The organism is Rhizobium sp. CB2179, from assembly GCF_057653455.1.
Map to the genome: position 1 here is coordinate 1,885,417 of NZ_CM172781.1, position 26,964 is coordinate 1,912,380.

Annotated in this window: 26 protein-coding genes; 10 read left to right on the forward strand and 16 right to left on the reverse strand. The window is 60.9% G+C overall.

Annotation, left to right across the window (positions count from 1 at the left end):
• The first annotated feature begins 93 nt into the window (after window positions 1–93).
• The 5 genes from coaD (at window position 94) to tgt (ending at window position 4,029) form a co-directional block, all read left to right on the forward strand.
• Window positions 94–588 carry a pantetheine-phosphate adenylyltransferase gene (gene coaD, locus AC244Q_RS09500; protein ID WP_128406975.1) on the forward strand — a complete coding sequence of 165 codons (495 nt, stop codon included), beginning with the start codon at window positions 94–96 and terminating at the stop codon, window positions 586–588.
• A gap of 42 nt (window positions 589–630) precedes the next feature.
• Window positions 631–1,203 (forward strand): peptidylprolyl isomerase, encoded by a 573-nt coding sequence (locus tag AC244Q_RS09505; RefSeq protein ID WP_012757447.1) that lies wholly within the window; start codon window positions 631–633, stop codon window positions 1,201–1,203.
• 29 nt (window positions 1,204–1,232) lie between these two features.
• Window positions 1,233–1,742, forward strand: a complete 510-nt coding sequence (locus AC244Q_RS09510; RefSeq protein ID WP_003559389.1) for a peptidylprolyl isomerase — start codon at window positions 1,233–1,235, stop codon at window positions 1,740–1,742.
• 74 nt (window positions 1,743–1,816) lie between these two features.
• The gene (gene queA, locus AC244Q_RS09515) at window positions 1,817–2,902 is read left to right on the forward strand and encodes a tRNA preQ1(34) S-adenosylmethionine ribosyltransferase-isomerase QueA (RefSeq protein WP_113545090.1); all 1,086 of its coding nucleotides are present in this window, start codon (window positions 1,817–1,819) and stop codon (window positions 2,900–2,902) included.
• Window positions 2,899–4,029, forward strand: coding sequence for a tRNA guanosine(34) transglycosylase Tgt (gene tgt / locus AC244Q_RS09520; RefSeq protein ID WP_128406974.1), 1,131 nt, complete (start codon window positions 2,899–2,901; stop codon window positions 4,027–4,029). The genes queA and tgt overlap by 4 nt, the downstream gene beginning before the upstream one ends.
• Before the next feature lie 2 nt (window positions 4,030–4,031).
• On the opposite strand, the gene AC244Q_RS09525 is transcribed toward tgt, so the two are convergent.
• The 6 genes from AC244Q_RS09525 to AC244Q_RS09550 all read right to left on the reverse strand — a co-directional run bounded on the left by AC244Q_RS09525 (window position 4,032) and on the right by AC244Q_RS09550 (window position 9,862).
• Entirely contained in the window at window positions 4,032–5,117 is a 1,086-nt protein-coding gene (locus AC244Q_RS09525) for an acyltransferase family protein (protein WP_128406973.1), read from the reverse strand.
• A 109-nt stretch (window positions 5,118–5,226) separates the two neighbouring features.
• Entirely contained in the window at window positions 5,227–5,655 is a 429-nt protein-coding gene (locus AC244Q_RS09530) for a DUF4864 domain-containing protein (protein ID WP_128406972.1), read from the reverse strand.
• A gap of 80 nt (window positions 5,656–5,735) precedes the next feature.
• Window positions 5,736–7,001, reverse strand: coding sequence for a beta-ketoacyl-ACP synthase II (gene fabF, locus AC244Q_RS09535; protein ID WP_012757452.1), 1,266 nt, complete (start codon window positions 6,999–7,001; stop codon window positions 5,736–5,738).
• A gap of 13 nt (window positions 7,002–7,014) precedes the next feature.
• On the reverse strand, window positions 7,015–7,521 hold the full coding sequence (locus tag AC244Q_RS09540) for a winged helix-turn-helix transcriptional regulator (protein WP_128406971.1): 507 nt from the start codon (window positions 7,519–7,521) through the stop codon (window positions 7,015–7,017).
• Between the two features lie 41 nt (window positions 7,522–7,562).
• On the reverse strand, window positions 7,563–7,865 hold the full coding sequence (locus AC244Q_RS09545; RefSeq protein WP_012757454.1) for a hypothetical protein: 303 nt from the start codon (window positions 7,863–7,865) through the stop codon (window positions 7,563–7,565).
• Window positions 7,866–7,996: 131 nt separating this feature from the next.
• On the reverse strand, window positions 7,997–9,862 hold the full coding sequence (locus AC244Q_RS09550; protein WP_128406970.1) for a calcium-binding protein: 1,866 nt from the start codon (window positions 9,860–9,862) through the stop codon (window positions 7,997–7,999).
• 256 nt (window positions 9,863–10,118) lie between these two features.
• Between AC244Q_RS09550 and AC244Q_RS09555 the strand changes: the two genes are divergently transcribed.
• Window positions 10,119–10,811: an early set domain-containing protein gene (locus AC244Q_RS09555; protein ID WP_245460535.1), complete on the forward strand. Its 693-nt coding sequence runs from the start codon at window positions 10,119–10,121 to the stop codon at window positions 10,809–10,811.
• Between the two features lie 68 nt (window positions 10,812–10,879).
• Here the strand turns inward: AC244Q_RS09555 and AC244Q_RS09560 are convergent, their stop codons facing one another.
• Entirely contained in the window at window positions 10,880–11,068 is a 189-nt protein-coding gene (locus AC244Q_RS09560; RefSeq protein ID WP_012757457.1) for a hypothetical protein, read from the reverse strand.
• Between the two features lie 144 nt (window positions 11,069–11,212).
• Window positions 11,213–11,515, reverse strand: a complete 303-nt coding sequence (locus AC244Q_RS09565; RefSeq protein ID WP_128406969.1) for a hypothetical protein — start codon at window positions 11,513–11,515, stop codon at window positions 11,213–11,215.
• A 155-nt stretch (window positions 11,516–11,670) separates the two neighbouring features.
• Here AC244Q_RS09565 and AC244Q_RS09570 point away from each other — a divergent pair, with 155 nt between their 5' ends.
• On the forward strand, window positions 11,671–12,066 hold the full coding sequence (locus tag AC244Q_RS09570) for a hypothetical protein (protein ID WP_113545087.1): 396 nt from the start codon (window positions 11,671–11,673) through the stop codon (window positions 12,064–12,066).
• Between the two features lie 477 nt (window positions 12,067–12,543).
• The gene (locus tag AC244Q_RS09575) at window positions 12,544–15,390 is read left to right on the forward strand and encodes a M16 family metallopeptidase (RefSeq protein WP_128406967.1); all 2,847 of its coding nucleotides are present in this window, start codon (window positions 12,544–12,546) and stop codon (window positions 15,388–15,390) included.
• 13 nt (window positions 15,391–15,403) lie between these two features.
• Here the strand turns inward: AC244Q_RS09575 and AC244Q_RS09580 are convergent, their stop codons facing one another.
• From AC244Q_RS09580 to AC244Q_RS09590, 3 genes are all read right to left on the reverse strand, one after another.
• Window positions 15,404–16,084 carry a GNAT family N-acetyltransferase gene (locus AC244Q_RS09580; RefSeq protein WP_128406993.1) on the reverse strand — a complete coding sequence of 227 codons (681 nt, stop codon included), beginning with the start codon at window positions 16,082–16,084 and terminating at the stop codon, window positions 15,404–15,406.
• The gene (locus AC244Q_RS09585; RefSeq protein ID WP_012757463.1) at window positions 16,084–16,572 is read right to left on the reverse strand and encodes a MarR family winged helix-turn-helix transcriptional regulator; all 489 of its coding nucleotides are present in this window, start codon (window positions 16,570–16,572) and stop codon (window positions 16,084–16,086) included. The genes AC244Q_RS09580 and AC244Q_RS09585 overlap by 1 nt, the downstream gene beginning before the upstream one ends.
• A gap of 115 nt (window positions 16,573–16,687) precedes the next feature.
• A complete protein-coding gene (locus tag AC244Q_RS09590) occupies window positions 16,688–17,908 on the reverse strand; it encodes an MFS transporter (RefSeq protein WP_128406966.1) in 1,221 nt (406 codons plus the stop codon).
• A 186-nt stretch (window positions 17,909–18,094) separates the two neighbouring features.
• Here AC244Q_RS09590 and AC244Q_RS09595 point away from each other — a divergent pair, with 186 nt between their 5' ends.
• Window positions 18,095–19,006, forward strand: coding sequence for an agmatinase (locus AC244Q_RS09595; RefSeq protein ID WP_128406965.1), 912 nt, complete (start codon window positions 18,095–18,097; stop codon window positions 19,004–19,006).
• 154 nt (window positions 19,007–19,160) lie between these two features.
• Here the strand turns inward: AC244Q_RS09595 and plsY are convergent, their stop codons facing one another.
• Window positions 19,161–19,820: a glycerol-3-phosphate 1-O-acyltransferase PlsY gene (gene plsY / locus AC244Q_RS09600; protein WP_128406964.1), complete on the reverse strand. Its 660-nt coding sequence runs from the start codon at window positions 19,818–19,820 to the stop codon at window positions 19,161–19,163.
• Window positions 19,821–19,976: 156 nt separating this feature from the next.
• Between plsY and AC244Q_RS09605 the strand changes: the two genes are divergently transcribed.
• Entirely contained in the window at window positions 19,977–21,485 is a 1,509-nt protein-coding gene (locus AC244Q_RS09605; protein ID WP_128406963.1) for a winged helix-turn-helix domain-containing tetratricopeptide repeat protein, read from the forward strand.
• A 28-nt stretch (window positions 21,486–21,513) separates the two neighbouring features.
• On the opposite strand, the gene AC244Q_RS09610 is transcribed toward AC244Q_RS09605, so the two are convergent.
• The 4 genes from AC244Q_RS09610 to AC244Q_RS09625 all read right to left on the reverse strand — a co-directional run bounded on the left by AC244Q_RS09610 (window position 21,514) and on the right by AC244Q_RS09625 (window position 26,727).
• A complete protein-coding gene (locus tag AC244Q_RS09610) occupies window positions 21,514–22,047 on the reverse strand; it encodes a YidB family protein (RefSeq protein WP_113545080.1) in 534 nt (177 codons plus the stop codon).
• Window positions 22,048–22,221: 174 nt separating this feature from the next.
• On the reverse strand, window positions 22,222–22,563 hold the full coding sequence (locus AC244Q_RS09615) for a hypothetical protein (protein ID WP_128406962.1): 342 nt from the start codon (window positions 22,561–22,563) through the stop codon (window positions 22,222–22,224).
• A 166-nt stretch (window positions 22,564–22,729) separates the two neighbouring features.
• A complete protein-coding gene (locus tag AC244Q_RS09620) occupies window positions 22,730–23,410 on the reverse strand; it encodes a peroxiredoxin-like family protein (protein WP_012757470.1) in 681 nt (226 codons plus the stop codon).
• A 74-nt stretch (window positions 23,411–23,484) separates the two neighbouring features.
• Window positions 23,485–26,727 (reverse strand): adenylate/guanylate cyclase domain-containing protein, encoded by a 3,243-nt coding sequence (locus AC244Q_RS09625; protein WP_128406961.1) that lies wholly within the window; start codon window positions 26,725–26,727, stop codon window positions 23,485–23,487.
• Window positions 26,728–26,964 lie beyond the last annotated feature (237 nt).

Here is a 26,964-nt window from a genome sequence, read left to right on the forward strand (position 1 = left end):
AAAAGACGCGCGGCGCTCTGGCCGGAGCTGGGCAAATCACTTGCGAGAAGGCGTCATCCGTGACAAAAGGCGTCAAACCAACGGTCGGGCCACATGACGACAGCTTTCTATCCGGGGTCCTTCGACCCGATCACCAATGGGCATGTGGATGTTCTGGTCCAGGCGCTCAACGTCGCAGAAAAGGTGATCGTCGGGATCGGCATCCATCCCGGCAAGGCGCCGCTCTTCTCCTTCGAAGAGAGAGCAGAGCTGATCCGCTGTTCGCTGGCCGAGGCGCTGCCCGGCAAGACCCGCGACATCGCCGTCGTCGCCTTCGACAATCTTGTCGTCGATGCCGCTCGCACCCATGGCGCCACGCTGTTGATCCGCGGTCTTCGCGACGGCACCGATCTCGATTACGAAATGCAGATGGCCGGCATGAACCGGACGATGGCGCCCGATATTCAGACCATCTTTTTGCCGGCGGGCACTGCCTCGCGGCCCATTACCGCCACATTGGTCCGCCAGATCGCCGCCATGGGCGGCGATGTCAGCGCTTTCGTGCCGGCCGCCGTCTTGCAAGCCCTCACATCCAAGCGCCCAAACTAGCAAGCGCAAAGACCAGGCGGAACCCGCCGCAATGGAGCTCATATGAAACTCTTTTATCTCGCATTTGCCGGCGTGTTGTATCTCGCCTCCTTCGCGGGGGATGCTTTTGCCCAGTCGGCCGATCACTATCTCACCATCCAGCTGAAGAACGGCCCAGTCGTCATCCAGCTCATGCCTGAGGTGGCGCCGAAGCATGTCGCCCAGATTGAAGCACTGGCCAAGAAGGGCGAATATGACAACGTCGCCTTCCACCGCGTCATTGACGGCTTCATGGCTCAGACCGGCGACGTCAAATACGGCAACATGGAAAAGGGCTTCGATGCGAGCCTCGCCGGCACCGGCTCGTCGGATATGCCTGATATCCCGGCTGAATTCTCCAAGACCCCGTTCGTGCGCGGCACGGTCGGCATGGCCCGCTCGCAGGATCCGAATTCCGCCAATTCGCAGTTCTTCATCATGTTCGCCGAAGGCTCCTTCCTGAACGGTCAGTACACCGTCGTCGGCAAGGTTGTTTCCGGCATGGAGAACGTCGACAAGATCAAGAAGGGTGAAGGCCAGAACGGCGAAGTCAAAAGCCCAGACCGGATGATCAAGGTCACCCTGGGCAAGAAGTAAGTTACGAGAGAAACAAGAGGAGAAGGCAAATGGCCGAGATCAAGGATCCCGAAAACACCGTCATTCTGGAAACCACCAAGGGCAAGGTTGTCATTCAGCTTTTGCCGCAGGTCGCCCCGGAACATGTCGCCCGCATCAAGGAACTCGCTCGCGAGAAGGCCTATGACGGCGTCGTCTTCCACCGCGTCATCCAGGATTTCATGGCCCAGACGGGCGATGTCGAATTCGGCAAGAAGGGCTCGGAAACCTTCAATCCCGGCCGCGCCGGCATGGGTGGCTCTTCGAAGCCGGATCTGAAGGCCGAATTCTCCGCGACCACGCATACGCGCGGCACCTGCTCGATGGCCCGTTCGCAGAACCCGAACTCGGCCAATTCGCAGTTCTTCATCTGCTTCACCGACGCGCCCTGGCTGAACAAGCAGTATTCCGTCTGGGGCCAGGTCATCGAAGGCATGGACAACGTCGACAAGATCAAGCGCGGCGAGCCGGTTTCCGATCCGGACTCGATCGTCTCCATGCGGGTTGCCGCCGACGTCTGATTGTGATTTCTGCTGAAACCCGCCTTTGCGCATAGCTGCGCGGGGCGGGTTTCGCTTTGCCTGAAAGTGCCCCGATGCGCGTAGACCTTTTCGATTTCGATCTGCCGGATGAACGCATCGCGTTGAGGCCTGCCGAGCCGCGCGACAGCGCGCGCCTGCTCGTCGTTGATCCGAATGCGGAAAGCCACCTGTCGGATCATCGCGTCGGCGATCTCACCTCCTTCCTGCGGGCTGGCGATGCGCTGGTCTTCAACGATACCAAGGTCATTCCCGCCCAACTCGAGGGCATCCGCCATCGCGACGGCGCCGGCGGCCAGCAGGTGTCTGCCACACTGCACATGCGCACCGGCCCCAACCGCTGGAAGGCCTTTGCCAAGCCGGGCAAGCGGATCAAACAGGGCGACCGCATCTCCTTCGGCCATTCCGGCGAAAGCTGTTTCCTCGGTTCGCTCGATGCCACCGTCGAGGAAAAGGGCGAGGCCGGCGAGGTGACGCTACTGTTTGATCTCTCGGGCCCGGCGCTCGACGAGGCGATCGCCGCCGTCGGCCATATCCCGCTGCCACCCTATATCGCCGCCAAGCGCCCCGAGGATGAGCGCGACCGCGCCGATTACCAGACGATCTATGCTCGCGAGGAGGGCGCCGTTGCCGCCCCCACCGCCGGCCTGCATTTCACGCCTGCGCTGTTCGAAGCGCTCGACAAGGCCGGCATCGAACGCCATTTCGTCACGCTGCATGTCGGTGCCGGCACCTTCCTGCCGGTCAAGGCCGACGATACCGACGATCACAAGATGCATCTCGAAAGCGGCTATGTCAGCGCCGAGATCGCTGCCCGGCTGAATGCCGTGCGGGAAAGAGGCGGGCGCATCGTCTGTGTCGGCACGACCTCGTTACGGCTCGTCGAGAGCGCGGCCGAGGAAGGCGGAGAGATCATGCCCTGGGCCGGCGCTACCGGCATCTTCATCACGCCCGGTTACCGCTTCAAGGCGGTTGACATGCTGATGACCAATTTTCATCTGCCTCGCTCGACGCTGTTCATGTTGGTCGCGGCCTTTGCCGGCTTCGAGACCATGCACGCGGCTTATAAACACGCCATTTCAACGGGCTACCGCTTCTACTCTTACGGCGACGCGAGCCTTCTTTTCCGGAAAGACAAATGACAGACAACTTCAAATTCACCCTGAAGATGACCGATGCCGGCGCCCGCCTCGGCCAGATTTCCATGCCGCGCGGCGAGATCCGCACGCCGGCCTTCATGCCTGTTGGTACCGTCGGCACGGTCAAGGCGATGTATCTCGACCAGGTGCGCGAGACCGGCGCCGACATCATCCTCGGCAATACCTATCACCTGATGCTGCGCCCGACGGCCGAGCGTGTCGCCCGCCTTGGCGGCCTGCATAAGCTCATTCGCTGGGAGCACCCGATCCTGACCGATTCCGGCGGCTTCCAGGTGATGTCGCTGTCCGGCCTGCGTAAGCTCGACGAACAGGGCGTTACGTTCAGGTCGCATGTCGACGGCAGCCTGCACCATATGTCGCCGGAACGCTCCATCGAAATCCAGGGGCTGCTCGGCTCCGACATCCAGATGCAGCTCGACGAATGCGTGGCGCTGCCGGCCGAGCCGAAGGAGATCGAGCGGGCCATGGAAATGTCGCTGCGCTGGGCCGAGCGCTGCAGGGTCGCCTTCGGCGAGCAGCCCGGCAAGGCGATGTTCGGCATCGTCCAGGGCGGCGATATCCCGGCACTGCGCATCCGCTCGGCCGAGGCGTTGAGCCAGCTCGACCTCAAAGGATATGCGATCGGCGGCCTTGCCGTCGGTGAGCCGCAGGACGTTATGCTGCAGATGCTGGAAACGACGCTGCCGGTCCTTCCTCTGGAAAAGCCGCGTTACCTCATGGGCGTCGGCACGCCTGACGATATCCTGAAATCGGTCGCGCGCGGCATCGACATGTTTGACTGCGTCATGCCGACCCGTTCCGGTCGTCACGGTCTGGCTTTTACCCGCCGCGGCAAGGTCAATATCCGCAATGCCCGCCATGCCGAGGATATGCGCCCGCTCGACGAACAGTCGAACTGCCCGGCCTCGCGCGATTATTCGCGTGCCTACCTGCACCATCTCGTCCGCTCCAACGAAGCGCTTGGTGGCATGCTCCTCTCCTGGAACAACCTCGCCTATTATCAGGAACTGATGCAGGGCATCCGCAAAGCGATCGCCGAAGGCCGATTCGCCGATTTCATGGCGGAAACGCAGGAGGAATGGGCGAGGGGCGATCTCGAACCAGTGTAAGTCTATTCCGCCCCCGCGTTGCTTACCGCAGGAACTGCGGACGCCGGGTTTGGCGCAACCATCATTTTAAGTTTTTTGCGCACTGGCTCGTCGAAGTGAATAGCGGCGATGCCAGCCACAATGAAAATTCCGACTACGACGACCATACCGGCTGCCGGAGAAGCAGGAAGGTCAAAGCCCTTTTGCCGCAGTGACTGCAGCAGACTGAAGATGGGGCTATGCAGGATATAAATCGGATAGGAAAGCCTCCCGAGCCAACGGAATACCAGCTCGACCAGGCCGGTCTGTCTCGTGCGCATCGCAAGCCAGACAATGGCCGGGAAGGCCACGAGGCATATTAAAAAATCAAAATACGGGAAACCGAAGAATATGCGGGCTGGTATGTTGGTTATGAAGATCAGACAAGCACAGAGAAAAAGGCCTATAACGTTGCCGTTATTGGCTGTATTCGGTTTCTGGACCTCATATAACCTGTAAAGGCAGATTCCGAGCGAGAACGAGAACAGCACTCTTGAAAAGCCAAATCTGAAATCGCCCGCCTCGGGACCAATATCGAAATTACCTCCGACCAATGCCCCATAGATGGTGATGCCGGCCGCCGCCAGGGCGATGGCGAGCAAGCTTCTGAATGACAGTCGTATCAGAAGCATGGAGAACAGCACTCCGGCCCAGAGCTCGAAGAAGAGTGACCAGCTAGGCCCGTTGAAGGGAAAGATACCTTCCTGGCTTGCGCTTGGAATGAACAGGATTGCCCTCAGCAGAAGGTCCGCCAGGGTGGAGTAGTCCAACCCGTTTTTAAGTGCATAGCTCAAAAGGCCAATCGGAAGCGAAAGAAGATAAAGAGGATAAAGCCGAATGATACGCTGTAGGAGAAGCCCGGCGGGCGAAATCTGCCCTGTTATCAGTCGCTTCTCATACGAATTTGTAAGAACGACGCCGCTCAACAGAAAGAAGAAGTCAACGGCAAGGTAACTGATATTCGCCGGGATCGGACCCAGAGTACCACCCGTGTGGAGGAACATGACCATGATAGCCGCAATTCCTCGCAACGCCTCAAGAGCTGTAAAAAATTGCTTACCAGCGTTCACCGCAACAACCCTCCGTTGGCACTTTGTTACTCCAGGAGGATTTCGAAATTGTTATTGCAACGAAACCGTGCGGTCGGTTGAGTTTCCACCAAAGAGTGGAAACAGCGCGTCAGATGCCCTTGCTGTCCGCATCGGGCATGATCTGCACGCCGTTGATCCTGTAGCCGCCGTCCGGTTGGCGGATGATCTGGTAGATCGCCGTCCAATCCTTGCCGTCGCGGCCTGAGATCAGCACCTCGTGATAGATCAGCGCGCCGTTGTCGATCGAGCGGCTGCGTCCGAAGGCGTAATTGCTGGGGTGATAGACCGGCTCGTAGCTCTTTTTCACCATGGCGAAGAACAGGTTCTTGTCGGGATATAGTGCCCGGATGCCGGGAGCGGCGAAGGAATAGGCGGTCTCGGCATCGTCCTTGAGGAAGGCCTTGATCTGGGCCTCGATCATCGTCCGCGTCGTGTCGATCGGATCTTCGGCGCGGGCCGATACAGGGGAGAGGGCGGACGCGGCACACAGAATGAGAACTGCGAAGAAGGCGCGCATGGGGGATCTCCGGCTCTATCGGGGAACGACCTCCGATAGAGTAGAAGTGTAGGCGATTTCTAGCGCAAGGAAAGCGGACTTTACGACCAGCGGCGGAACAGGGCACTGGCATTCACCCCGCCGAAGCCGAAACCGTTGGTGATCGCATAGTCCATCACGACTGGCCGCGCCGTCTTGCCGACGATATCGATGCCGTCGGCATCAGGATCAGCCTCATCGAGGTTGCGGGTCGGAGGCGCGATCTGGTCGCGCAGCGCCAGGATAGTGAAGATCGCTTCCAGCCCGCCGGCCGCTCCAAGCAGGTGGCCGGTCGCCGATTTTGTCGCGCTGACGGCAATGCCGCCGTCGCGGCCGAAGACCGTGCCGATCGCCGCGATCTCGCCTCTGTCCCCGACCGGTGTCGAGGTCGCATGCGCGTTCAGATGCCTGACCTCCGAAGCCGGGATCTTCGCTTGCCTGAGTGCTGCCTCCATCGCCCGGCGGGCGCCGTCGCCGTCTTCGGGGCCTGAGGTCATGTGGTAGGCGTCCGCCGCCGTGCCGTAGCCGACGAGTTCGGCAAGCGGTGTGGCGCCACGGGCAAGTGCATGCTCCAGCGTTTCGATGACCAGGATGCCGGCGCCTTCGCCCATGATGAAACCGTCGCGGGCCACGTCGAAGGGGCGCGACGCCAACTCCGGCGTCTCGTTGAAGCCGGTGGAAAGGGCACGGGCAGCGGCAAAGCCGCCGAGGCTCACCTTGTCGATGCAGGCCTCGGCACCGCCGCAGATCGCCACATCCGCTTCACCGGAGCGGATCAGCCGCGCCGCATCGCCGATTGCCTGGACGCTGGCCGCGCAGGCCGTCACCGGCGCCCCGAGCGGCCCCTTGAAGCCATAACGGATGCTGACCTGGCCGGCGGCGAGGTTGACGAGAAAAGAGGGCACGGTGAAGGGCGACAGCCGCCGCACGCCGCGCGTTTCGCCAATCCGCACCGCTTCGGCGATCGCCGGAAAGCCGCCAACCCCCGACGCGATGATCGTTGCCGTGCGCTGGCGCTCGCCTTCGTCGGTCGGCATCCAGCCTGCCTGTTTTACTGCTTCCTCCGTCGCCGCCATGGCGAAGTGGATGAAGCGGTCCATCTTCTTCTGGTCCTTCGGCGTGATGTAACGGTCGGGATCAAAACCGGCCTCAGCATCTTCCGCGATACCGGGAACGATGCCTCCAACCTTGGCCGAGAGCTCGCCGACGATATCCTCCGCCAGCACCCTCAACCCGGAAACGCCGTCGAGAAGACGCTTCCATGCAGGTTCGACGCCGGTGCCGAGTGGCGAGACAAGTCCCATGCCGGTGACAACGATGCGATCCATTTCCTTTTCCTTTCTATGCGTCGATGCCGAGATACCAGGCGCGCATGCGGGCGATCCGCTCGTGCACCTCGTCGTCGGCGGCGGGGCCTGCAAGCAGGCTGGTGTTTTCGGGGGTCACTTGTTCGCCGGTGCGCGCATCGACCAGCATCGTCTCGCGCACTCTGCCGGAAGCGTCATCGCCCAAGAGAAAGGAGAGGTCCTCTTCGGGGATGTGCCGGTTTCCCCAGGAAAACAGCGTCATCAGAACAGGAAAGAAATCACGGCCCTTTTCCGTCAGCAGATATTCGTAGCGGGCAGGGCGATGATGATAGAGCCGCCGTTTGAACAGCCCCTTTTCCGTCAGATGTTTGAGCCGCCGCGTCAGGATGTTCGGCGCCACGCCGAGGCTTTTCTGGAATTCGTCGAAGCGCGAAAGCCCCTGGAAGGCGTCGCGCAGGATCAGCATGCTCCACCAGTCGCCAACGCTGTCGAGCGCGCGTGCCGCCGGGCATTTGAAGTCGCTGAAGCTTGTCCTTTGCATGGCCGATGTCACTATAGCAGTAACTATCATCATGCAAGTTACTATCTGTTGTCGCCCTCGAAAATGCGGGCGAGCACAATGCCGGTGACGAGCATGCCGACTGCCACGAAGATCGTGTCACCCGGCGTGCCGATATAGAGCGGCCCGACATTGGCAAAGAGCAGGAAGGCGATGAGGAAATTCGCCCATCCCCAGACGACATTGGCTGTCGGCGAGCCGAGCTTTGCGCCTTGCGCGAAGGGAATCCGGAACGGCCTGCCGCTGACGCCGTTGACGAAATGTGGGACGCCGTTGGTCAAAAATGCCGCGGCGACGAAATGGGCGATATAGGCGATCCAGGGCAAAGGCTTCTCCGTTGCGGCACGAGTAGTGTCAACGGAGAATGTGGCCGGGATTTAGGCTCCGGCAAGAGGGAGAGATGCGACCGCCCGTGACGCTGTGGGCCTGCCGCCTGAAAGGCGACGGGCCGACCGGGTCAGACAAGCAGGAAGTCTTTGAAGTTAAGTGCTGCGGAATTATCGAGATCCGTAACATGGATGGCCGCGCCCGCCGCGCTTCCATCCGCGTCATAGGATAGAATGCCGCTCGCCTTATCGTAGATCAGCTTATCATCAGCCTCGATCGCTTTCGTTCCGAGAACGAAATTCTCATCCGAAAATCCGGATAGGCTGAGCTCGGCGAAAATCGAATGATCGAGCATCACCTTGTCGCCCGCCGTGGAGGAAAAATCCCGGATCTTGTCGACGCTGGTATTGTCGGGCTTCACATCGAAGACGAAGGAATCGCTGCCGCCGCCGCCGGTGAGAACGTCAGCACCGGCCTTGCCGATCAGCTTGTCGTTTCCGAGCCCGCCGATCAATCGGTCGTTTCCTTTCCCGCCGTTGAGGGAATTGTTTCCGTCGTTGCCGGTGAGAATGTTGGCCGTATTGTTGCCCGTCGCGCTGAGATTGCCCGTCCCGGTCAAAGTGAGGTTTTCGATCGTTCCGACCGTATGCTTCTGATCGGCCAGGCTGAAGGAGATCGAAGCCTTGACGGTATCTGTTCCACCGCCCCGGCTTTCGTCGACGATTTGATTTGCATTGGTCACGGTGAAAGTGTCGTTGCCGGTGCCGCCATAGAGATGGTTGGTGGCCGGCGGCGGTGTGCTGGCGCCGGTGCCTGCTACCTCGATGATAACGGGATGGTCGACGACATCGAGCGTCAGCGACGACACGTTGCTGAGGCTTTTGACCGCCGTCGTTCCGGTCACCGGGTCGAAGACCTTAACAGAGCCAAACGAGGCCCCGAGATTGACTTTGACGGCTGTTGTCGTGGCCTGAATAGCCGTGTCGGAGGACTGGCTCCAGATATCGGGCTCGTTCCAGACGATGATCTGGTAGCTTCCGTCCGATTTTTCCGTCAGCAGGCTCCGGGCCGAGGACGGCAGGCCGTCGATCGAATAATTGAGGGTCCCCGCGCTGAAGCTTGCCTTCGCGGCGCCGTCATCCGCAAGGATTTCGGTCAGATTGTGGATCGCCGTCGCAGCCGGCTTGGCCGAATAGTCGAGATGAAAAAGGCCGAAATGCTTTTCCTGATTGGTGCCCTGCGGATCGGAATAGGCGTCCAGCAGCTCGTAGATGAACGTCTGTTTTGATCCGAGTGCGGCGCCGTCCATCAGCGTATTGAGCAGGAGCTTTGCCTGCGTCGCTTCAATGACGCCTTCCCAGCCGCCATTGGTGTCGGCGGTCAGCGAGGTGTGGTAGCCGGTCTCGGTGATCGCCAGCGGCTTGCCCGGATCGGCAGCGCGCTGCACGCCGGATTCTCGGGAGAGCCATGAATATGGCTGGTCGCCATCCTTCGCATAGGTGTGGATCGTCGTGTAGTCGGAGGCGGAAGCCACGGTATATCCGGTAAAGCCGAGAACGGGGATATTTTTCAGCAAGGGATCGGCGTTGACGTCGGCAGACAGGTCCTTCTGATAGGCGACCGCTGCGGCCTGGCCGCTCAGGCCGTGATAGCTGACTGGCCAGTTGTTGACTTCGTTCGGACCTTCGATACCGACGACCGATCCTGGATGGGCCTGCACGAAGGAATGCAGCCGCTGGGCGACAGTGGCGGGGTCGACTTCCCGCTGGGCGCTGAAGACGAATTGCACGCCGGCCTCGGCAGCATCGCCGAGATGCGTTTGGCCGTTGGGATCGGAAGCGGAGTTGGGGGCGTGATCGCGAACTGTATCAAGGCCAAGATAGTTGAGTGCTTTAACAACTTCTCCGACGTTGGAATATTTTCCATCCGTGTAGTCGATATGCGTATCAATTCCAAAGGAACGAATAATATCGTTTATTCTAACGGCTTGAGCCATAGATTTTTCTCCCAGTTTACGAGGGAATCGGCGATGGGACTTTATCCCCATTTCTGATGCCAATTCGATTTACACGAGGAGGGTCGTGCGGCGCGGCCTCGTTAACCATGATATATTGTTCCGAATGTGGCCCGTTTCGGATTGTATTTATTATGAAATCTGCGCTTGCATTTTTTCGTTCGGCCGGCTGATCATGCGCGAGTGGGACGGCCCATAGGCAGAGTCTGGCGAAATCCGACATGGCCTGGAGGATCCGATGACCGTCAATGTTCAGGTCCGGTTTCGCAGCGGCTTGCCCTCGATGGCGTTCGACAATGTCCGTCTCCGCGGCAGTTGGGACGAGCAAGGCCGAGCCTCGAACGATTGGGCGTCTCACCCAATGCAGCGTTCTCGTGACGAGGATGGTTATGATGTTTTTGTCGCCCGCGTGCCCTTTCCCGATGGCGAGATCGGCACGCATTTTCGCTGGGGGAATCGAACTCGATCGGCCCGGCATTTCAGACCTGTGGGCGATCGCCGCCGAACTGGACGACGAGACCTCGACGCGTCGCGAGCGCTCCTTCGATCTCCAGCGGGGGATAGCGCCGCAGACCTATATCTGACATGGATCGGCCGCCTGGGGGCGAACCGCGTTGAATGGCGCGACGGTGTCGACTGCATCCGCTTCTCGGTCTGGGCGCCGAACACCCGGGATGTCTTGCTCGTGCTCGCCGATCCGGCCGTCGGCTATGTCGCCGATGACGGCACCATAGCGCTCGCAACCATCGGGATGCGCAGGACCGTTGATGGATTCTGGAGCGTTGAAACCGGCGACGACGACGGACTTTCCGATTTCGACAGCGTGGCCTGCAAAGCTGTTCGGTCGTCTGCGACCCGAAGCGGGTGGTGCTCCCGTCGAGGCGTTCTGGGCAAGGCGGCGGAAGAATCAGAGCCACGAAAGGAGTGTTGAATGCCGTGCTGCCGGCATCAGGCGTTCTGGTCTTTCGCAGGCTGTGACGCGTGCCACGGCCGGAACGGTCAGACAAAGCCGAGCGGCAGATTCTCGACTTTCCTGTCATTGCCGTAATCGCGCTCATGCGGCGTGCGCCGGCGCCCTTCGCGGCGAGCGGAAAGATCGATGCGGTTTTCGGCAAAGATCCCATCGGGATAGGTGCCGGTATCATGGCAATCGGCGTCGATCTTGGGGGCAAGGATTTTCAGGATCATTGGGGTTCCTCCAGGCGCAGCATCAACATTTGGAAAGGTCGTCTGGTTCCGCTTATAAACCCCGAATTATTAATAAATTAACCATAAAGCTTAAGAGCAAAGGGCGCCGCCGCATTCGATCCGTCAGTCTCGCAAAGGTGACATTTAGTGGACGATTGATGACGAAGAAATCGACGCCAGCATCCCCTCGGTCGCCCGGATCAGCCGCGCCGTGCGCGCCATCACCTCGGTTCCAGCCTCCGTCTCGGCAATCGCGGTTGCCATACCGTCCAGTCCGTCCGCCACCTGGATCAGTTTCGGCAGCATATCGGCTCGTCCGACCGCCTCAGTCGATCTGGCGAGCTTACGCAGCGCCTCTGAATAGCTCGATATCAAAGCGAGTTTCTGGTCTGCGGGAATAATAGAGAACGAGCGTTTCTCGGAAGGCGACAGCGGCGATTTCGGCATGGATGCGACCTATTGAACTGCCAATGAACTCGCATGGCCGCTTTTTGTTCCGAGCTGGCCCATTGTCCCGGGCCTGTCGCCTTGCCTCGAAATGGCGTTGCCGTGGAACTCCGGACCTGGATCGCCGTTGAGGTGCATGAACATAGGAGGTTCCCATGCAGCTGATCGATACTCGGGTGACACAGGCCGGCGACATCTTCACCGTCGAATTCCTGGGCGAGGGAGGAGAATCGATTTCTGTCAAAATCGACAACTCCCATGGCGAACTCGACGATACGACGGCGGTCGACCACGCCAAGGTCATGATGGTTCAGCTGACCGCCTTTGCCGGCAGCGAAGCAGATGGCAGCATCAACCGCTACGATGCCTTGAGCAACGGCAATTTCGACGAAGGCAGCAAAGGCTTGATCGGTGAGCCGAGTGCGCGTTCGACCGGTGACAGGCAAACGCTGGAAGAGGAACTCGATGAAGGCCTCGAGGACAGCTTTCCTGCAAGCGATCCTGTCTCGGCAACGGTGTCGTCCATTCCCGCCAACGCGCCACGGCACTGATTGCAACACAATCTCAATTCCAAATGCAGGCAAAGGCTGCCCCGGTTCCCGTGGGCAGCCTTATGCTTGGCAGCGACGAGGCAAAGACCGGATTGGTGATGTTCGGGATCAGCACGCCAACCACCACGGGCCTGCGTCCTAGCCGCCATCCTGCCCTGAACGCGACCCATGCGCCGATGTCGCCATCGAAAACGTCTCCGAGGCGCAATCCCCTTGGGCGGGTTCGATGACAATGGTCTGACACCCAGAGCATGATGCCGAAAAGTGTGAGCGGTTTTCGGACGACATCATGCTCTAACTCTTTAATGGAGAACAGGATTCAGATTTTAGGCCGACCGGGCCTAAAATCATCGTGTTCGAGGCAGAGTTATCGACTTCTTATTTATTCATAAACATGGAAGTTGCTGAGGAATGCAACCTGTGGAATAGTCAGGTTGACGCCATCTACCCCTCTTCATTCTCATCACCTGGACAAGAATGTCTTACAAAAAAATGGAATGCTCCACGGCGTGGTGGTTTTTTGCGACGGTCTCCCTTGTCGCAAACTTCGCGTTACCAGCCTATGCGGACACCTCGTCCGTGCCCTGGCCACAAACGCAAAGCGACATGCAAGCCGAGTCCGACGTGCATTTTGGCACGCTCGCCAACGGTATGCGGTTTGCGATCATGCGCAATGTCACGCCGCCCGGACAGGCAGCGATCCGCTTTCGCATTGGCTCCGGTTCGCTCGACGAAAACGACGACCAGCAGGGCCTGGCGCATGTTCTTGAGCACATGGCCTTCAAGGGTTCGACACATGTCGCCGAAGGGGAGATGATCCGTATCTTGCAGCGCAAGGGCTTGGCCTTTGGACCGGACACCAATGCCCATACCTCCTATGACGAGACCGTCTATGCGCTCGATCTGCCCGAGGTCGATGCAGACACAATTTCGACGGGCCTGATGCTGATGCGAGAAACGGCGAGCGAGCTGACCCTCGATGCCGGCGCCTTCGATCGCGAACGCGGTGTCATCCTGTCGGAGGAGCGGCTGCGCGACACGCCGCAGTATCGCGCGTCACTCGGAATCATGAATTCGCTGCTCGCCGGCCAGCGCGCGACCATGCGCGCGCCGATAGGTAAAGCCGACATCATCAGCAATGCGCCCGTGGACCTCGTCCGTGATTATTACGGGGCCAATTACCGACCCGATCGGGCAACGCTGATAGTGGTGGGCGATATCGACCCCGCCGCCATGGAAGTCGAAATCCGGCAGCGCTTCGGCGACTGGAAGGCCGTGGGTCCGGCGCCGACAAAAGCGGATCTTGGCGCGCTGGAGACGAAAGGCGAAAGCGCCGAGGTCATCGTCGTTCCCGGCGGCATGACCAGCATACAGATCGCCTGGACGCGTCCCTATGACGCCGCGCCTGACACCTTCGCCAAGCGCCGCGCTGGGCTTATTGAGGATCTCGGTTTCCTGGTGCTCAAACGTCGGGTGAGCGCCATCGCCAGCAAGGCGGATGCCCCTTTCATCAGTGCGGACGTCGGCTCCCAGGATCTCCTCGATTCCGCCCATGTCGTCCTGATCGCGGCGAACTCCGAGCCGGACAAATGGCAGGCGGCGCTCACGGCCATTGACCAGGAACAGCGCCGGATCCAGGAGTTCGGCGTTGCGCAGGCGGAGATCGATCGCGAAATTCGCGAATATCGCTCGGCCCTGCAAGCTGCTGCGGCCGGAGCCGCGACGCGGATGACGACCGACATTGCTTCCATGCTGGCTCGCAGCGTCGATGACGATCAAGTCTTCACCTCGCCCGCCGAAGACCTCTCTATGTTCGAGACGATGACGAACGGCGTCACGGCGGACGAGGTCAATCGGGCCTTGCAGCGTGCTTTCTCCGGCAACGGTCCGCAGGTCGTGCTACAGGCGGACCAATCACCTGAGGGTGGAGCCGACACGGTTCGGCAAGTCTATGACGCTTCAAATGCCATTGCCGTCTCGGCACCATCAGGTGCAACTGACGTCGCCTGGCCTTACACCCATTTCGGCGAACCGGGCGCTGTGGTCGAACGCCGTGCGGTTGAAGATCTCGGCTTGACCATGGTGCGCTTTTCCAACGGCATTCGGCTTACCGTCAAGCCAACCAGGCTGCGTGCCAACGAAGTGCTGGTACGCGAAGATATCGGCCGCGGTCGGCTGGACCTGCCGCACGACCGTTCCGCTGCGATCTGGGCATCTCCGGCCGTCGTGCTATCTGGCGTAAAGGCCATGGATTACCAGGATATACAGAAAGCGCTGACCGCCAACATTGTCGGCGTCGACTTCTCGGTCGGCGACAGTTCCTTCAGGTTCGACGGTCGTACACGGACTGAAGATCTTGCGACGCAGTTGCAGCTGATGAGCGCATACACCTCCGATCCAGCCTATCGCCCCGAGGCGTTCAAGCGCGTGCAGCAGGCCTATTTGAGCGGCCTCGATCAGTACAACGCGTCGCCCGGCGGCGTTTTCAGCCGCGATTTCGCAGGTCTCGTGCATTCCGGCGACCCGCGCTGGACCTTCCCCGACCGCGCGCAGTTGTCCGCCGCCAAGCCAGACGAATTCGAGGCGCTGTTCCGGCCCATGGTTTCCAATGGCCCCATCGACATCACCATCGTCGGCGACGTAACAGTGGACGACGCAATCCGCCTGACGGCTGAAACCTTTGGCGCTTTGCCGCCGCGCCCGGAGACGGCGTCAAGCAACGATCGGGACGACGTGCATTTTCCGGCGACGACCGAGAAGCCCGTTTTGCAGACCCATAGCGGTAGGGCAGATAATGCCGCCGCCGCCGTAGGGGCTTCCATCGGAGATTTGCTCTCCGATCTGCCGCGGTCCTTCACCGCCAATATTGCCACCCAGATTTTCCAAAACAGGTTGATCGACCAGTTTCGCATTGCAGAAGGAGCAAGTTATGCCCTGCAGGGCGATGTTGAGCTTTCAAGGGAAGTTCCCGGCTACGGCTACGCATATTTCTACGTCGAGACCGACCCGGCAAAGGTTGCGCGCTTCTATGAACTTGTCGACGAGACCGCCAATGATCTGCGGTCGCATGATGTCTCCGAAGACGAGCTCGCGCGCGCCCGGGGACCCATCATCGAGACATTGAAGCATCAGCAGCAGAGCAACGAGTATTGGATCGCATACCTGCACCACGCCCAAGAGGATTCGCGTCGTTTAGACCGGATACGCGATAGTCTCAGCGGCTACGGCAAGGTCACCGCCGGGGATATCCGCGCGTTTGCCGCGGCCTATTTGATCCCGGAAAAATTCTGGAAATTCGAAGTGCTGCCGGTGGTGGTACGATAGGTGTTGAGCACGCTCAGGAACGACGTCTGACCACGCGCATGTTCATTTCCGAGCGAAGAGCGAAGCCCTGCGTTTCGTAGAGGGAAATGGCCGAGGTATTCGCCGCATAGGCATGCAGATAGGCCGTGTCGCCGGTGGATGCGATTTCGCCGGCGACGAAACGGAAGAGCAGGGTGCCGAGGCCGCGCCCCTGAAAATCGGCATGGGTGCAAAGCCCGCTAAGCTCGGCAAAGCCAGTCTGCCGCATCCGCTGCCCGGCCATCGCCACCAGGCGGCCCTCGCTTCTGATCCCCCAGAAGCTGCCGAGGCTCTGGGCTCGCAGGGTGAACGGCCCGGGTTTGGTCAGTGTCGCCAGCGCCAGCATGTCGGCGGCATCGGACTCCGTCAGCGGCTGGATGCGAGGATCCGAAATTCGCTCATGAGGCCGCTCGGCAACCATCTGGACCACCGATGCCTCTGTGACGACGGCTAAGCCCGGTGGAATGGCGATCGGTCCCGCCTCGACGAGGATCATGCTCTCCTCCGGCGCTGGCAGCTCCTCCAGGGCGTCGAGGCTTTCCGGCGCATCGTCGGCGGACGCCGCAAAGGGGACGATGGACGGCGGGTACCGCCGTGCCTTCTCATTGCCTTCTGCGAGATCGGCATGTGCGGTTTCCAGCGCGCTCCAGATCGGTCGGTCGAGAATATGTTTCATCATGTTTCCTCCTTGACAGGGCTGCGGCGCGCAAGCGGTGCCACCGCAAGCCCGTCCTCGATAGCGGCCAGCTGTTCGAGGATCGGTCCGTCGAGATCGCCGCAGAGATCGGCAACAGCGGCGGCGATGCGTGGCCAGATCACCTTCTTCGAATGATCGACGAGGTCCTGTCCCTTGGCGGTCAGCGAGACCAGTCTGCGACGCTGATCGTCCGGTGCCGGTTGCATGTCGACGTAACCGAGTTCGAGAAGCTGGCCGGTGGTGCGCGTTGCGCCGGGCTGGGTGATGCCCACCGCCTGCGCAAGCTCGCCGATCGTCAGCGGTCCGGCCCGGTCGATCGCCGCAAGGAACGGATATTGGCCCGCCTGAATGCTGAGCCCGGCCTCGTCGATGACCTGCTGCGTATCGGCCTGCAGCCTTTCTCCGATGCGCCGCAGCCGGCTGCCCATACATAGAAACCCGAGCGTTCGGACCACATCCTCGACCATGCCGATCTCCATTTGTATGGGAAGTTATATAACATGTTATACATAAAATGGCAATTCTTCTGAGCAAAGGGCCGGCAGGCGAAGCGGGGCAGGGCGGCACGAGCAAGTGCCTCGATCAGCCCCGCCATCTCCTGGCCATCAGCAACACCGCCAGCCCACAGCTGAGCAGGCCAACGGACAATGGCAGACCCTGATGTCCGATCAGTTGCATCGCCAGTCCTGTCGCGGGCGATCCGACGATGCCGCCGATGCCCCATACCAAGGCGAAGGCGGCGTTACCGGCGATCAGGGCCTGGCCGGTGAAACGCTCGCCGAGCAGGATCAGCGACAGGGTGTAGATCCCGAACGAGACCCCGCCCCAGACGAAAAGCAGCGGCCAGATGAGCCACGAATTGAAGGCCGACGGCAGCAGCAGACAGCTGGCGAGGCAGGCCAGGACGCAGAAGAGCATCATCCGCGTCGAGCCGAACCGTTCGGCCAAGCGCCCGAGTAAAATCTGCAATACGGCATTGCCGGCGATGAAACAGGTGATGAGCGAAGCGATGCGCTCCTCGGCGCTGCCGAGTGCTGCGCCATAGACCGCGAAGAGGGAAAGCAGGATCTGCTCGAAGGCGGCAGCGGTAAAAACGGCAAACAACAGCAGTGGTGCTAGCGCGAAGAAGCGGCCCACCGTTGTTGCCTCGCCTTCACCAGGCATGTCGGGCAGGCGTGGGACGACCGCAAGCACGATCAGGCCGCAGAGGAGGAAGGCCGCAATGCCGATCGCGAAGGGCGGCCAACCCTCCGTGCCGGTGAGCCAGAGCGACAGCGGGCCGATGGCGAAGCCGCCCGAAACGATCGATGAATAGAGACCCATGATCCGGCCCCGGCGTGGCGCCGGCGTGATCGAGATCAGCCAGGTTTCGCTGATCACGTAAAGCGGATTGGCGAAGACGCCGAGCAGGAAGCGCAGCGGCATCCAGGCCCAGACGTCCTGCGCCCAGGCAATCGTCATTAGAGTGAGCGCGGCCAGGATCGAACACAGGATCGCCAACCGCGCCCCACCCACGCGCCGTGAAAGCGCAGGAATGAAGGGCGCCGATAGGATGAAACCGAGCGGCGTCATCGCCGCCGACAAGCCGATCAGGCCTGATGTCGTCCCTTGCCGTTCCAGGATGAAGCTGAGCAGCGGATAGGTCAGCCCCTGCGCCACGGCAAACACCGTGACGGTCGCGATGATGCCCGCCATCGCGGCCCATGGGATCCGATCCACTCGCGGCGATGTCGTGCCGTGCAAGTGTCGATCCGACACGTCCGCCGGCTCCACGCAGGAAATATCGTTCACAGCAACCTCCATAGGGTTGAAGGGCCGGGGGCCTTTCACCTGAAAGAGGACGAATTCTGCAGGATAGGGTGAGCGTCGTACTTAAGCTTTCCCAAAAAGTTCTCAAAAACGTCCAAACAGACTAAACAGGTCAGCATCGAATTCTCAAAAGTCCTCACCACAGCAATTTCAGCCGGACATCATCAGGACCATCAGTAAATGACCGCCTCACCTTCCTTTCTTGGCCTTCCCGATCGCCTCGCCGATGGTCGCTTGCCCCGAGCGGTGATCTTCGCAGCCGCTCACGGCAGCATCTATCCCGGCAAGGACGGCAGCGGCTATGTCTTGGCGGCCGGCGCCATCCGCGCTGCGAGCCAGGATGATGCCGCGCTCGTCGAGCACTGGGATTTCGATCTCGGCGGTCCGCTGTTTGACCACAATCCGGTCTGCTGCGTTGACGCTGGCGACGTTCCAACCATCCTTCATGACAATGCCGGCAATCGAGCCCGGATCGAGGCGAGGACGCGCGAGGTCCTGTCAATGCCCGCAGTGCCGATCCTGCTCGGCGGCGATTGTTCCGTGACCATTCCCTTCCTCGCTGGCTTTGCGGACCAAGAGCCGGTCTGGATCCTGCAGATCGACGCCCATATCGACTGGCGCGACGAGGTGCATGGCGAGCGCCACGGCTATTCGAGCCCGATGCGTCGGGCGAGCGAGATGCCGCATGTCGCCGGCATGGTCCAGGTCGGCCTCCGCAGCGTCGGCAGCGCACGCCTCGCCGACATCGAAGCGGCGCGGGCCTACGGCAGCCGCTTCGTGACCGCCCGCGAGATTCATGCCGAGGGGCCCAAAGCCGCTCTCCGGCATATTCCGGAAGGAGCGCGGGTCGTCGTCACCCTCGACTGCGACAGCCTCGATCCCAGCATCATGCCGGGCGTGGTGGCGCGTACGCCCGGCGGCCTCACCTACACTGAGGTGATCGACCTGATCGCGGGCCTCGGCAGGCGGGCCAGAATCGCAGGATTCGACCTTGTCGAGCTCTATCCTCCTGCCGACATTGACGGCCTGTCGGCCCTGACCGCCGCACGCCTTCTGGTCAATGCGGTCGGCGCCATCGTCCGGCAAGATTGAAACCCTGTTTCCTCTGGCAGCAACCAGTGCATGGTGCGGTGCGTTTTCGCTTCTAAAGCAATTCCAGGAAAAGTGCGAAGCGGTTTTCCGTCCGGAATTGCGTAAAAACAAAAAGCTAGAGCGGCCCTGCGCTTCCATTAAAAGCTGAACCGCTCTAGGCGACCTTGCCCAGACGAGGCTCCGTCCCGGCCAGTAGCCGCCGAATGTTGGTGCGATGGCGGGCAATCACGTAAATGCCGCCTGCGATCACCAGCAGACGATAGGGCAGCGGTTGTTCCAAGCCGCAGACGAGAGCGATGGCCGTCAATGCTGCCAGTATCGAACTCAGGGAAACAATCCGGAAGGCCGCCAACGTAACGCCGAAAACCGCCACAGCGCCCAAACCTACGGGCCATGACATCGCCAGCAACACGCCGAGCCCCGTGGCAACCGACTTGCCTCCCGTAAAGTTGAGCCAGACCGAACGGCCATGCCCCAACAACACGGCAAGTCCTGCGAGACAAACAGCCCAAGGCTCTAGGCTTTGCAGGTCAAGCGCTGTCGGTGGCGTGCCCGATGAGACTGTCGAGAACCAAGGGTAAAACCAGCGGGCAAAGACGACTGCTCCCACACCTTTCAAGACGTCGACCAGAAGCACCACAAATGCAGGCCATTTGCCGAGCGTTCGCAATACATTCGTTGCCCCGGTGGATTTAGAGCCATGCTCCCGGATATCGATGCCCCTGATCAGTTTGCCCGCCAGATAGCCCGAGGGTGTGGAACCGAGGAGATAGGCGATCGTTAATCCAACTGCACCCGCCATCCAGAAAGCCATGGGAGTCACCTCGACGCTCTATTTTCAGGCAGTCATTATTTGGTCGTCACCGCAATCGGCCATTGGAACACGATTTACACTGATCGCGTCCTCGATGCCACGCGGCCTAAGGGCGAACAGTTCCATCCAAGCTTTAATGACTCTAGGATGCGCCTTATGCAGGGATCGCGTTTTGCCTTTGGACCATTCGTGCTTGATCCGGCTGCGGGAACGCTTCTTCGGAACGATGATCCCGTTGCCGTCGGCCACCGCGGGGTCAAGCTGCTTGCAGCGCTTGTCGGACGACCCGGCGAAATCTTGGGCAAGGCCGAGTTGATGGACGCGGCGTGGCCGGGCATATCAGTCGAGGAGGGCAACCTGACTGTCCAGATTGCGCAGCTGCGCAAGCTGCTTGGTCCGGCCGCGAACGGCGGTGAATGGATCTCCACGGTTCCGCGCATCGGCTACCGCTTCATAGGCGCCATCAACCAGCTTGGCGGCGTGAAGCGAAAAGCTTTGCCGCTGCCTGACAAACCATCGATAGCAGTGCTGCCATTTGTCAATATCAGCAACGATCCCGAGCAGGAATCCTTCGCCGACGGGCTGACGGAAGACCTGATCACCGACTTGTCCAGAATGCCGGGCCTGTTCGTCATCGCCCGCAACTCGGCCTTCGCCTACAAGGGAAAGGCGAGGGACGTAGGCGAGATCGCCGAGGAGCTCGGCGTACGCTACCTGGTGGAGGGAAGCGCAAGACGCGTAGCAGGGCACGTGCGCGTCAACGCCAAGCTGGTCGATGCGGCAAGTGGCGATCATCTATGGGCGGAACGCTTCGATCGCAGCCTCGACGATATCTTTGCCGTTCAGGACGAGGTCACCGGCAAGATCGTCGAAGCGCTGCTCGGGCGGCTGCGCGCACCGCCATCGCGCAATCGGCCCAAAAATCTCGAGGCTTACGATCTCTGCGTGCGGGCGCGCAGGCTGATGGATGATACGCCGCAGGCGGCGCGGGAAGCGCATCTGATGCTGACGCGCGCGATTTCCCTCGATCCCGACTATGCCGAGGCCTATCGCTGGCTTGCCATGAACCACTGGATGGGAGAGGTTCATTCCGGCGGACCAACGCAACCCACCCGCAGCCTTGCTTTGGAGCTGGCACGCAAAGCGGTCGCGATCGATCCCAATGATGCCGGCTGCCGTTGGATTTTGGCTTACTTGCTTGCCTATGAGCGCAGCTTTGCCGAAGCGGATGCGGAATTCGCCAAGGCGATCGAGCTCGACCCGAACGAGGCCGACACCTTTGCAGCACTATCCGACATTGCCGTCCTGGCCGGGCGGGTCGGGGAGGGCCTTGAGCATATCGCCAAGGCCTTCCGCCTGAACCCGTTTCCGGCAAGTTGGTACTATCTGACGCTCGGGCAGGCGCACTATGCCGCCGGCCAATACGAAGCCGCTGTTGAGACGCTGCGCAGCGACGAGACCTATCGCACGAGCTCACGCCGTTTCCTGGCGGCAAGTCTTGCCCAACTTGGCCGGCTCGACGAGGCGCGCGCCGAGGCCGAACTGTTCCTCGTCGCCAACCCGCATTTTTCAACCCGCCACTGGGCTGCGACCGAGCCATTCCGCGACGCTCGGACGCTTGAGCATTTCATTGACGGCTACCGCAAGGCCGGTCTTCCGGAGTGATGCTACCGCGCCTCATAGACGGCCCGGCTTAGATGGTGCCGGGCCGCGCGGAGGTGGTGAATTGGCTCGCGGAAGACAAAAAATCCTCTTCGGCGGTGGGGAGTTTTCCGTTTGGCGTCAGGTCGTCGACCGCTTTGGGAAGATCGCGCTTCAGTCGCCCCAAAATCTCTTGATGCGAAAGGCCGGTATTGGCAGCGATCTCGTTCAGAACATCTGAGCCCAGCGCTTCCGCGAGCTGGCCGTCATCGATGTCCGCATTCGGACCGGGCTTTACCCAAGACTCCGCCGTATCACCGTGACCATTCTGCTGAAACGTCTTCAGCAGATCGCCGAGACCGCCGCTGACGATACTGCCGGATGTCAATCCGCCGAGAAGGCCGCCGAGACCACCCGAACCGGCCAGTCCACCAAGAAGGCCACCAAGCCCGCCGGGCTGCGGGTTTCCCTCGCCACCCTGCTGAGGGTTCTGGATGCCCCGCAGAAGCTCTCCGATCTTGTCTCTGTTTTGGTAGCCGGCAACGGCAAGGACGGCGAGAAGCGCCTTCAATTGACCGCTCATCATGATGAATCCTCCTATGGTGCTCCAACGTGCACGCGACCCAAGGCAGAGCGCTGCATGGGCAGCAATGTCCAGAGTGGCCAAAGGTTCCGCCGGTTTGAAAACAAGGCCGCGCGGGCCGCATTCCTTCGACAATCTCGAAGGCTCGGCCGCCCACCTCAATTGCTCACGCCGCGGTCAGATTTCCGGGCAGCCTCGCCGGTTTGCGAAGGTCATTCGTTCCGGTCCGCGGCGCGTCATTCCCTGCACAACGATACTGCGGGGAGACATGCGTACGATCTGCGCCCTGCGAAGTCCTTCGCTGCGTGCGATGTCGAGAGCATCATCCGGATCGCATCCGCGCGGTCCGCGCCGATCATATCCGTCATATCGGTCACGATCGCGATTCCGATCGTAAACGCCGACGCCACCGGGGCGGACCCGCAACTCCAAGTCCTGCGCGGCCGCGATCGTCGGCGAGATCGTCAAGCCGCTTATCGCAGCCAAGCCGACCAGTACGCACTGAAGAGATTTCCGCATGAGTTCCTCCCATGATCCTATGTTTGTCGTAATGACAACATCGCCATGCGAGATTTGTTCCTTGAGGTAAGAGGGCTCGGTGCGGACGCCGAACGTGTCGTTCGTCTCATCGAAGGCGCGTCGCATGAATCCGATTCGATGCGGCGCGCTTTAAAGATCATTCGTTTCAAACAGCCATGTTCGACGCTGCCGACATCACTTCCCGAGGGGCGGGACCGCCGAACATATGGCGACCATCCTCCTCGACTTCCGTGAAACACCAGCGCACGACGCCATCCCGATCGAGCAGGAATTCGCCGACGAGTTGGCCGTGGCCGGTGGCGATCATCTGCTTGTCATCCTCGGTGATTTCATAGCCGTCCGCCTTGTCGAGGAATTCCGACGCCGCCATCGGGTCCATAGGCGCTGGAAGCTCGCCCGGCATGTCGATGCGCATCGACATCACCATGTTCATGCTGACTTTGCGCGGCCACTCATTCTCATCTTCGGTGAACTGAAGATTCGGCAGGCCGAAGGCCCTGTGCGATACCCGTTCCGGGTCCGAGGCCGCCAGCAAATTGGGAAGCGGATGGTAGCGGAAATAGAGGCGAGCGCGGTCGATCGGCGTGTTGACGATGGTCAGGCTGTCGATGCCTTTCTCCTGCAAGGCATCGGTGAGTTCAGCCATGGCGGCGATCTGCCGGCGACAGAAGGGGCAATGCAATCCGCGGAACAACCCGACGAGCACCGGCTTCTGGCCGCGAAAATCGTCGATGGCGACCTTGCCCTGGCGGGTGATCGCATCCAGCACCACGTTCGGCGCGCGATCTCCTGGCTGCAATGGTCTTGCGGCGTGGTTCTCCTGCATGTTTCGTTCCTCCCTTTATCTTCTTGAATCGATTTGCCTAATCGATCTCCGGCGATCACTGCAACGAGGACAAGTCAGTCGAGAAACGGCAGGACGACAAGCGTGCCTGGATCGAGGTTGTGGCGGATGCACACATCCTGTGCCAGCGTGAAATACCGTTCCGCCTCGTCCATGTCGTCATGCTCAAGGCTGAGTGTCGCCAATCCATCATAGCACGGAAAGAGCAGTTGCGGTTCATCAATTTCCTTCGCAACCTCAAGGGCTTCTTCGTAATACTTACGAGCTAGCTTTGGCTGCCCGTGGCATTGATGAATTTGGCCCAGCACGATCAGCGGCACGGAGAGATGGTCGCGCTGATCGAGCGCCCGGTCGATTTCGACGGCCTTTTCCGCAGCCGGTACACCCTCAGCGGCGCAGCGATCGGTGAAGGTGCAGCAGGCAACTGCGAGGTTGGCGAGAAGCCGCGCCTGGAAGCCGAGATCGCCGATACGGGTCGCAAGCTCCAATCCGCGCCGGCAGATCTTGATGGCGTTGGCTGGATCAACAATCGTGTAGAGAACGCCGAGATTGGAATAGGCGCGACAGGCAGCACTTTGCAGATCGGCTTTTTCGGCGACCGAGAGGCTGCGCTCCACTTCCTGCACGGCCTCGCGGCGACGTCCTAGCCGCGCAAAGGCCGCACCCTTGGTGTTCAGCGCCTCCGCCATCGCTCGCGCTGTCTCCCGTCCGGCCTCGGTCGTCCCGTCGATCGGCAGCGTTTGCAGGCATTGAAGTGCCTGCGTCGCCCACTCGGCGGCAGCGGCCTGATCCCCCATGCGGAAGGCCAGATGGCCACGCTCCTGCAGGACATGTGCACGTTCGACCGGCGCATCGATTGTCGCGATTATCGCTTCGGCTTCGGCCAAATATGTCTCCGCTTGATCGCGGCGTCCTGCATCGAGATGCAAACGGCCGACCTTGCGCAATATCCTCGCTGCGGCAATAGGGTCGTCTTTGGTGCGGTGGATCGCAAGCGCCCGCTGATAATGGTTCAAGGCGGCGTCGCGCAGGCCGGCGGGGCCGCAGAGATCGGCAAGGCGCTCCAAGAGCGCCAGTTGTTCCGGTGTCACCTCCGCCTCGTTTGCGAAGGCCGCAAGGGCCTGACGGTAGAGGCGCATTGCATCGTCATTGGCGTAGGCCTTGCGCGCCAGATCACCCGCCGCCATCAGATAGGTGGCCCCTTTGGCCTTTTCGGTGGTCAGGCTGAAGTGATGGCCGAGCTGCGCCAGGTGCTCGGGCCGATCGGGCGCTGCGCCATATTGACGTTCCAGAGCCCGGCCGATGCGTTGATGAAGCTCCATGCGCCGTTGCAGCAGGAGATTATGGTAGATGACGTCGTGCATCAGTGTCTGGCTGAAGCGATATCCCGGCGATCCGCCGGCATCGGGCCCGCGCAATTCCTCGATGATATTGGCATCGCAGAGATGATCCAATGCGGCATCGATGGCGGCTGGGTCGGTGGCGATGGTGCGGAGCAGGGCGGTATCGAACTTCGGGCCGACCACCGCCGCCTCTTGCGCCAGCCGTCTGATGTCCTGCGGCAGACGATCGACGCGGGCAAGCAACAGGGCTTGCAGGTTCACCGGTATATCGACGTCCGTGTCTTCCGCTGCGACATGCCAGCGCTGGCCGTCATTGTGCAACGTGCCCATGTCGATCAGCGCCCGAAGGATTTCTTCGATGAAAAGCGGATTGCCGCCGGCGCGGTCGAGGATACGCTTGCGCATCGTGACCGGCAACTTGCCTTGATCCTCGCCGAAAAACGCAGCAAGCAGCTTCTGCCCGTCGGCCGCAAACAGTGGTGCAAGACGCTGCACGGTGACGCTGACACGATTGGAGTCCAGTGGGTCGGTCTGCGATGTCGGCCGGTAGACCGCCAGCAGCATCAACCGGCTGCGCTCCAGCCGGTCCATCATGAAGCGAAGCACTTCCAGTGAGGCGGCATCCGCCCAGTGCAGATCCTCGATGACAAGCAGCAGGGGACCTTGCGCCAGCCGCCGCTCGAAGACGGTGCGGACGGCATAGAAGATCTGCCGCCGCAGCTGCTCCGGCTCGATGTACCGCAACGCGCCATCGGGATCGCCGAGGCCGAGGACATGCAGAAAAAGCGGCAGAAGTCCCTCGACCTCCTCCTGCGTCAGATCGAGCGCGCGGAAGCCCGTTGCCAGCGATTGCCGCGCCCTGTCGAGATCGTCCCGCTCGCCGATGCCGTAGGCGCTGCGCACGACCGCGCCGAGCGTGCCATAGGATTGTTCGCCGAGGGGAGAGCAGGTCGCCTTGCGGATGGCGAGGCCCTGGAAACGGGCGGCATTGCTGGCTATGGCGACGAATTCGTTGACCAGCCGCGACTTGCCGATGCCCGCTTCGCCGATCAGGCGGACGAGCTGCGCCGCACCACCGCAGGCAAGATCGAGGCATGTCAGCAACCGCGACATTTCCGTATCCCGTCCGATCATCGGCGCCTGAAGGCCGAAACTCTCGAGCCCGCGCGCCGTATGCGGCGCTTCCGACAGCCCTGTCAGCCGATGGACAAGGACGTTGCCGCTTTTGCCCCGCAATGCCTGCGCTCCGAGACTGTCGAAGGCAAAGGCATGGCGGGTGAGGCGATAGGTCAGTGGCCCGACAAGGATATCGTTTTCGCCGGCCATGGATTGCAGGCGTTGGGCGGTGTTCACCGTGTCGCCGGTCACCGAATAGGATTTTGTACTGACCGCACCGAAGCCGCCGGTAACGACAGGGCCGCTATTGATGCCGATATGCAGACGCAGCGGCACGCCGGCGCGGGCGTGCCAGCGCTCGCCGACCTGCGTCGCCCGACCGATCATATCGAGTGCGGCACCAAGCGCCCGGACCGGATCATCCTCATGGGCGACCGGCGCGCCGAACAGCGCCAGCAGCGCATCGCCGACGAATTTGTCGACGAAGCCGCCATAGGCTTCGACTGCCTGGGTCATCTCTTCGAACAATTCGTTCTGCAGCACCCGCATGACTTCAGGGTCGATCTGCTCGCTCAGGGTCGTGAAGCCGCAGAGATCGGCAAAGAGCACGGTCACCGGCCGCCGGTCGGCATCGCCCTCTGATTGAGGTAGCGCCTCGATCTTCGGCTTCGTTGCGGGTTGGACTTTACCTGATATCGACGCGCCACATTGGGGGCAGAAGGCAAAATCGGGCTGACAGGGATGGCCGCAGGCGTCGCAGGTTTTAGGCTGCCTTGCGCCGCATCGCGGACAGAAAGCAAAACCGCTTTGAATATCGAAACCGCAGCCGCTGCACTCCATCGGACGCATCTCACGAAACCCCGATGTACGGCTATTTCAGCCGCAACCAGCAGGCCTCAGAATAGGAAACAAGCATGAACCTGCTGCCCCAGGCCCGCAAGCACTAAACAAGCGGCGGACCGACGATGATGATCCTGGTCAGAAGATCTTAAGACAGCCAGGTCGCCGAGTGAGGTTCGAGAAACCATGTCACGATTAATGTGCTACGCTATCCCACGATAGAAGAAGAACGAAAGG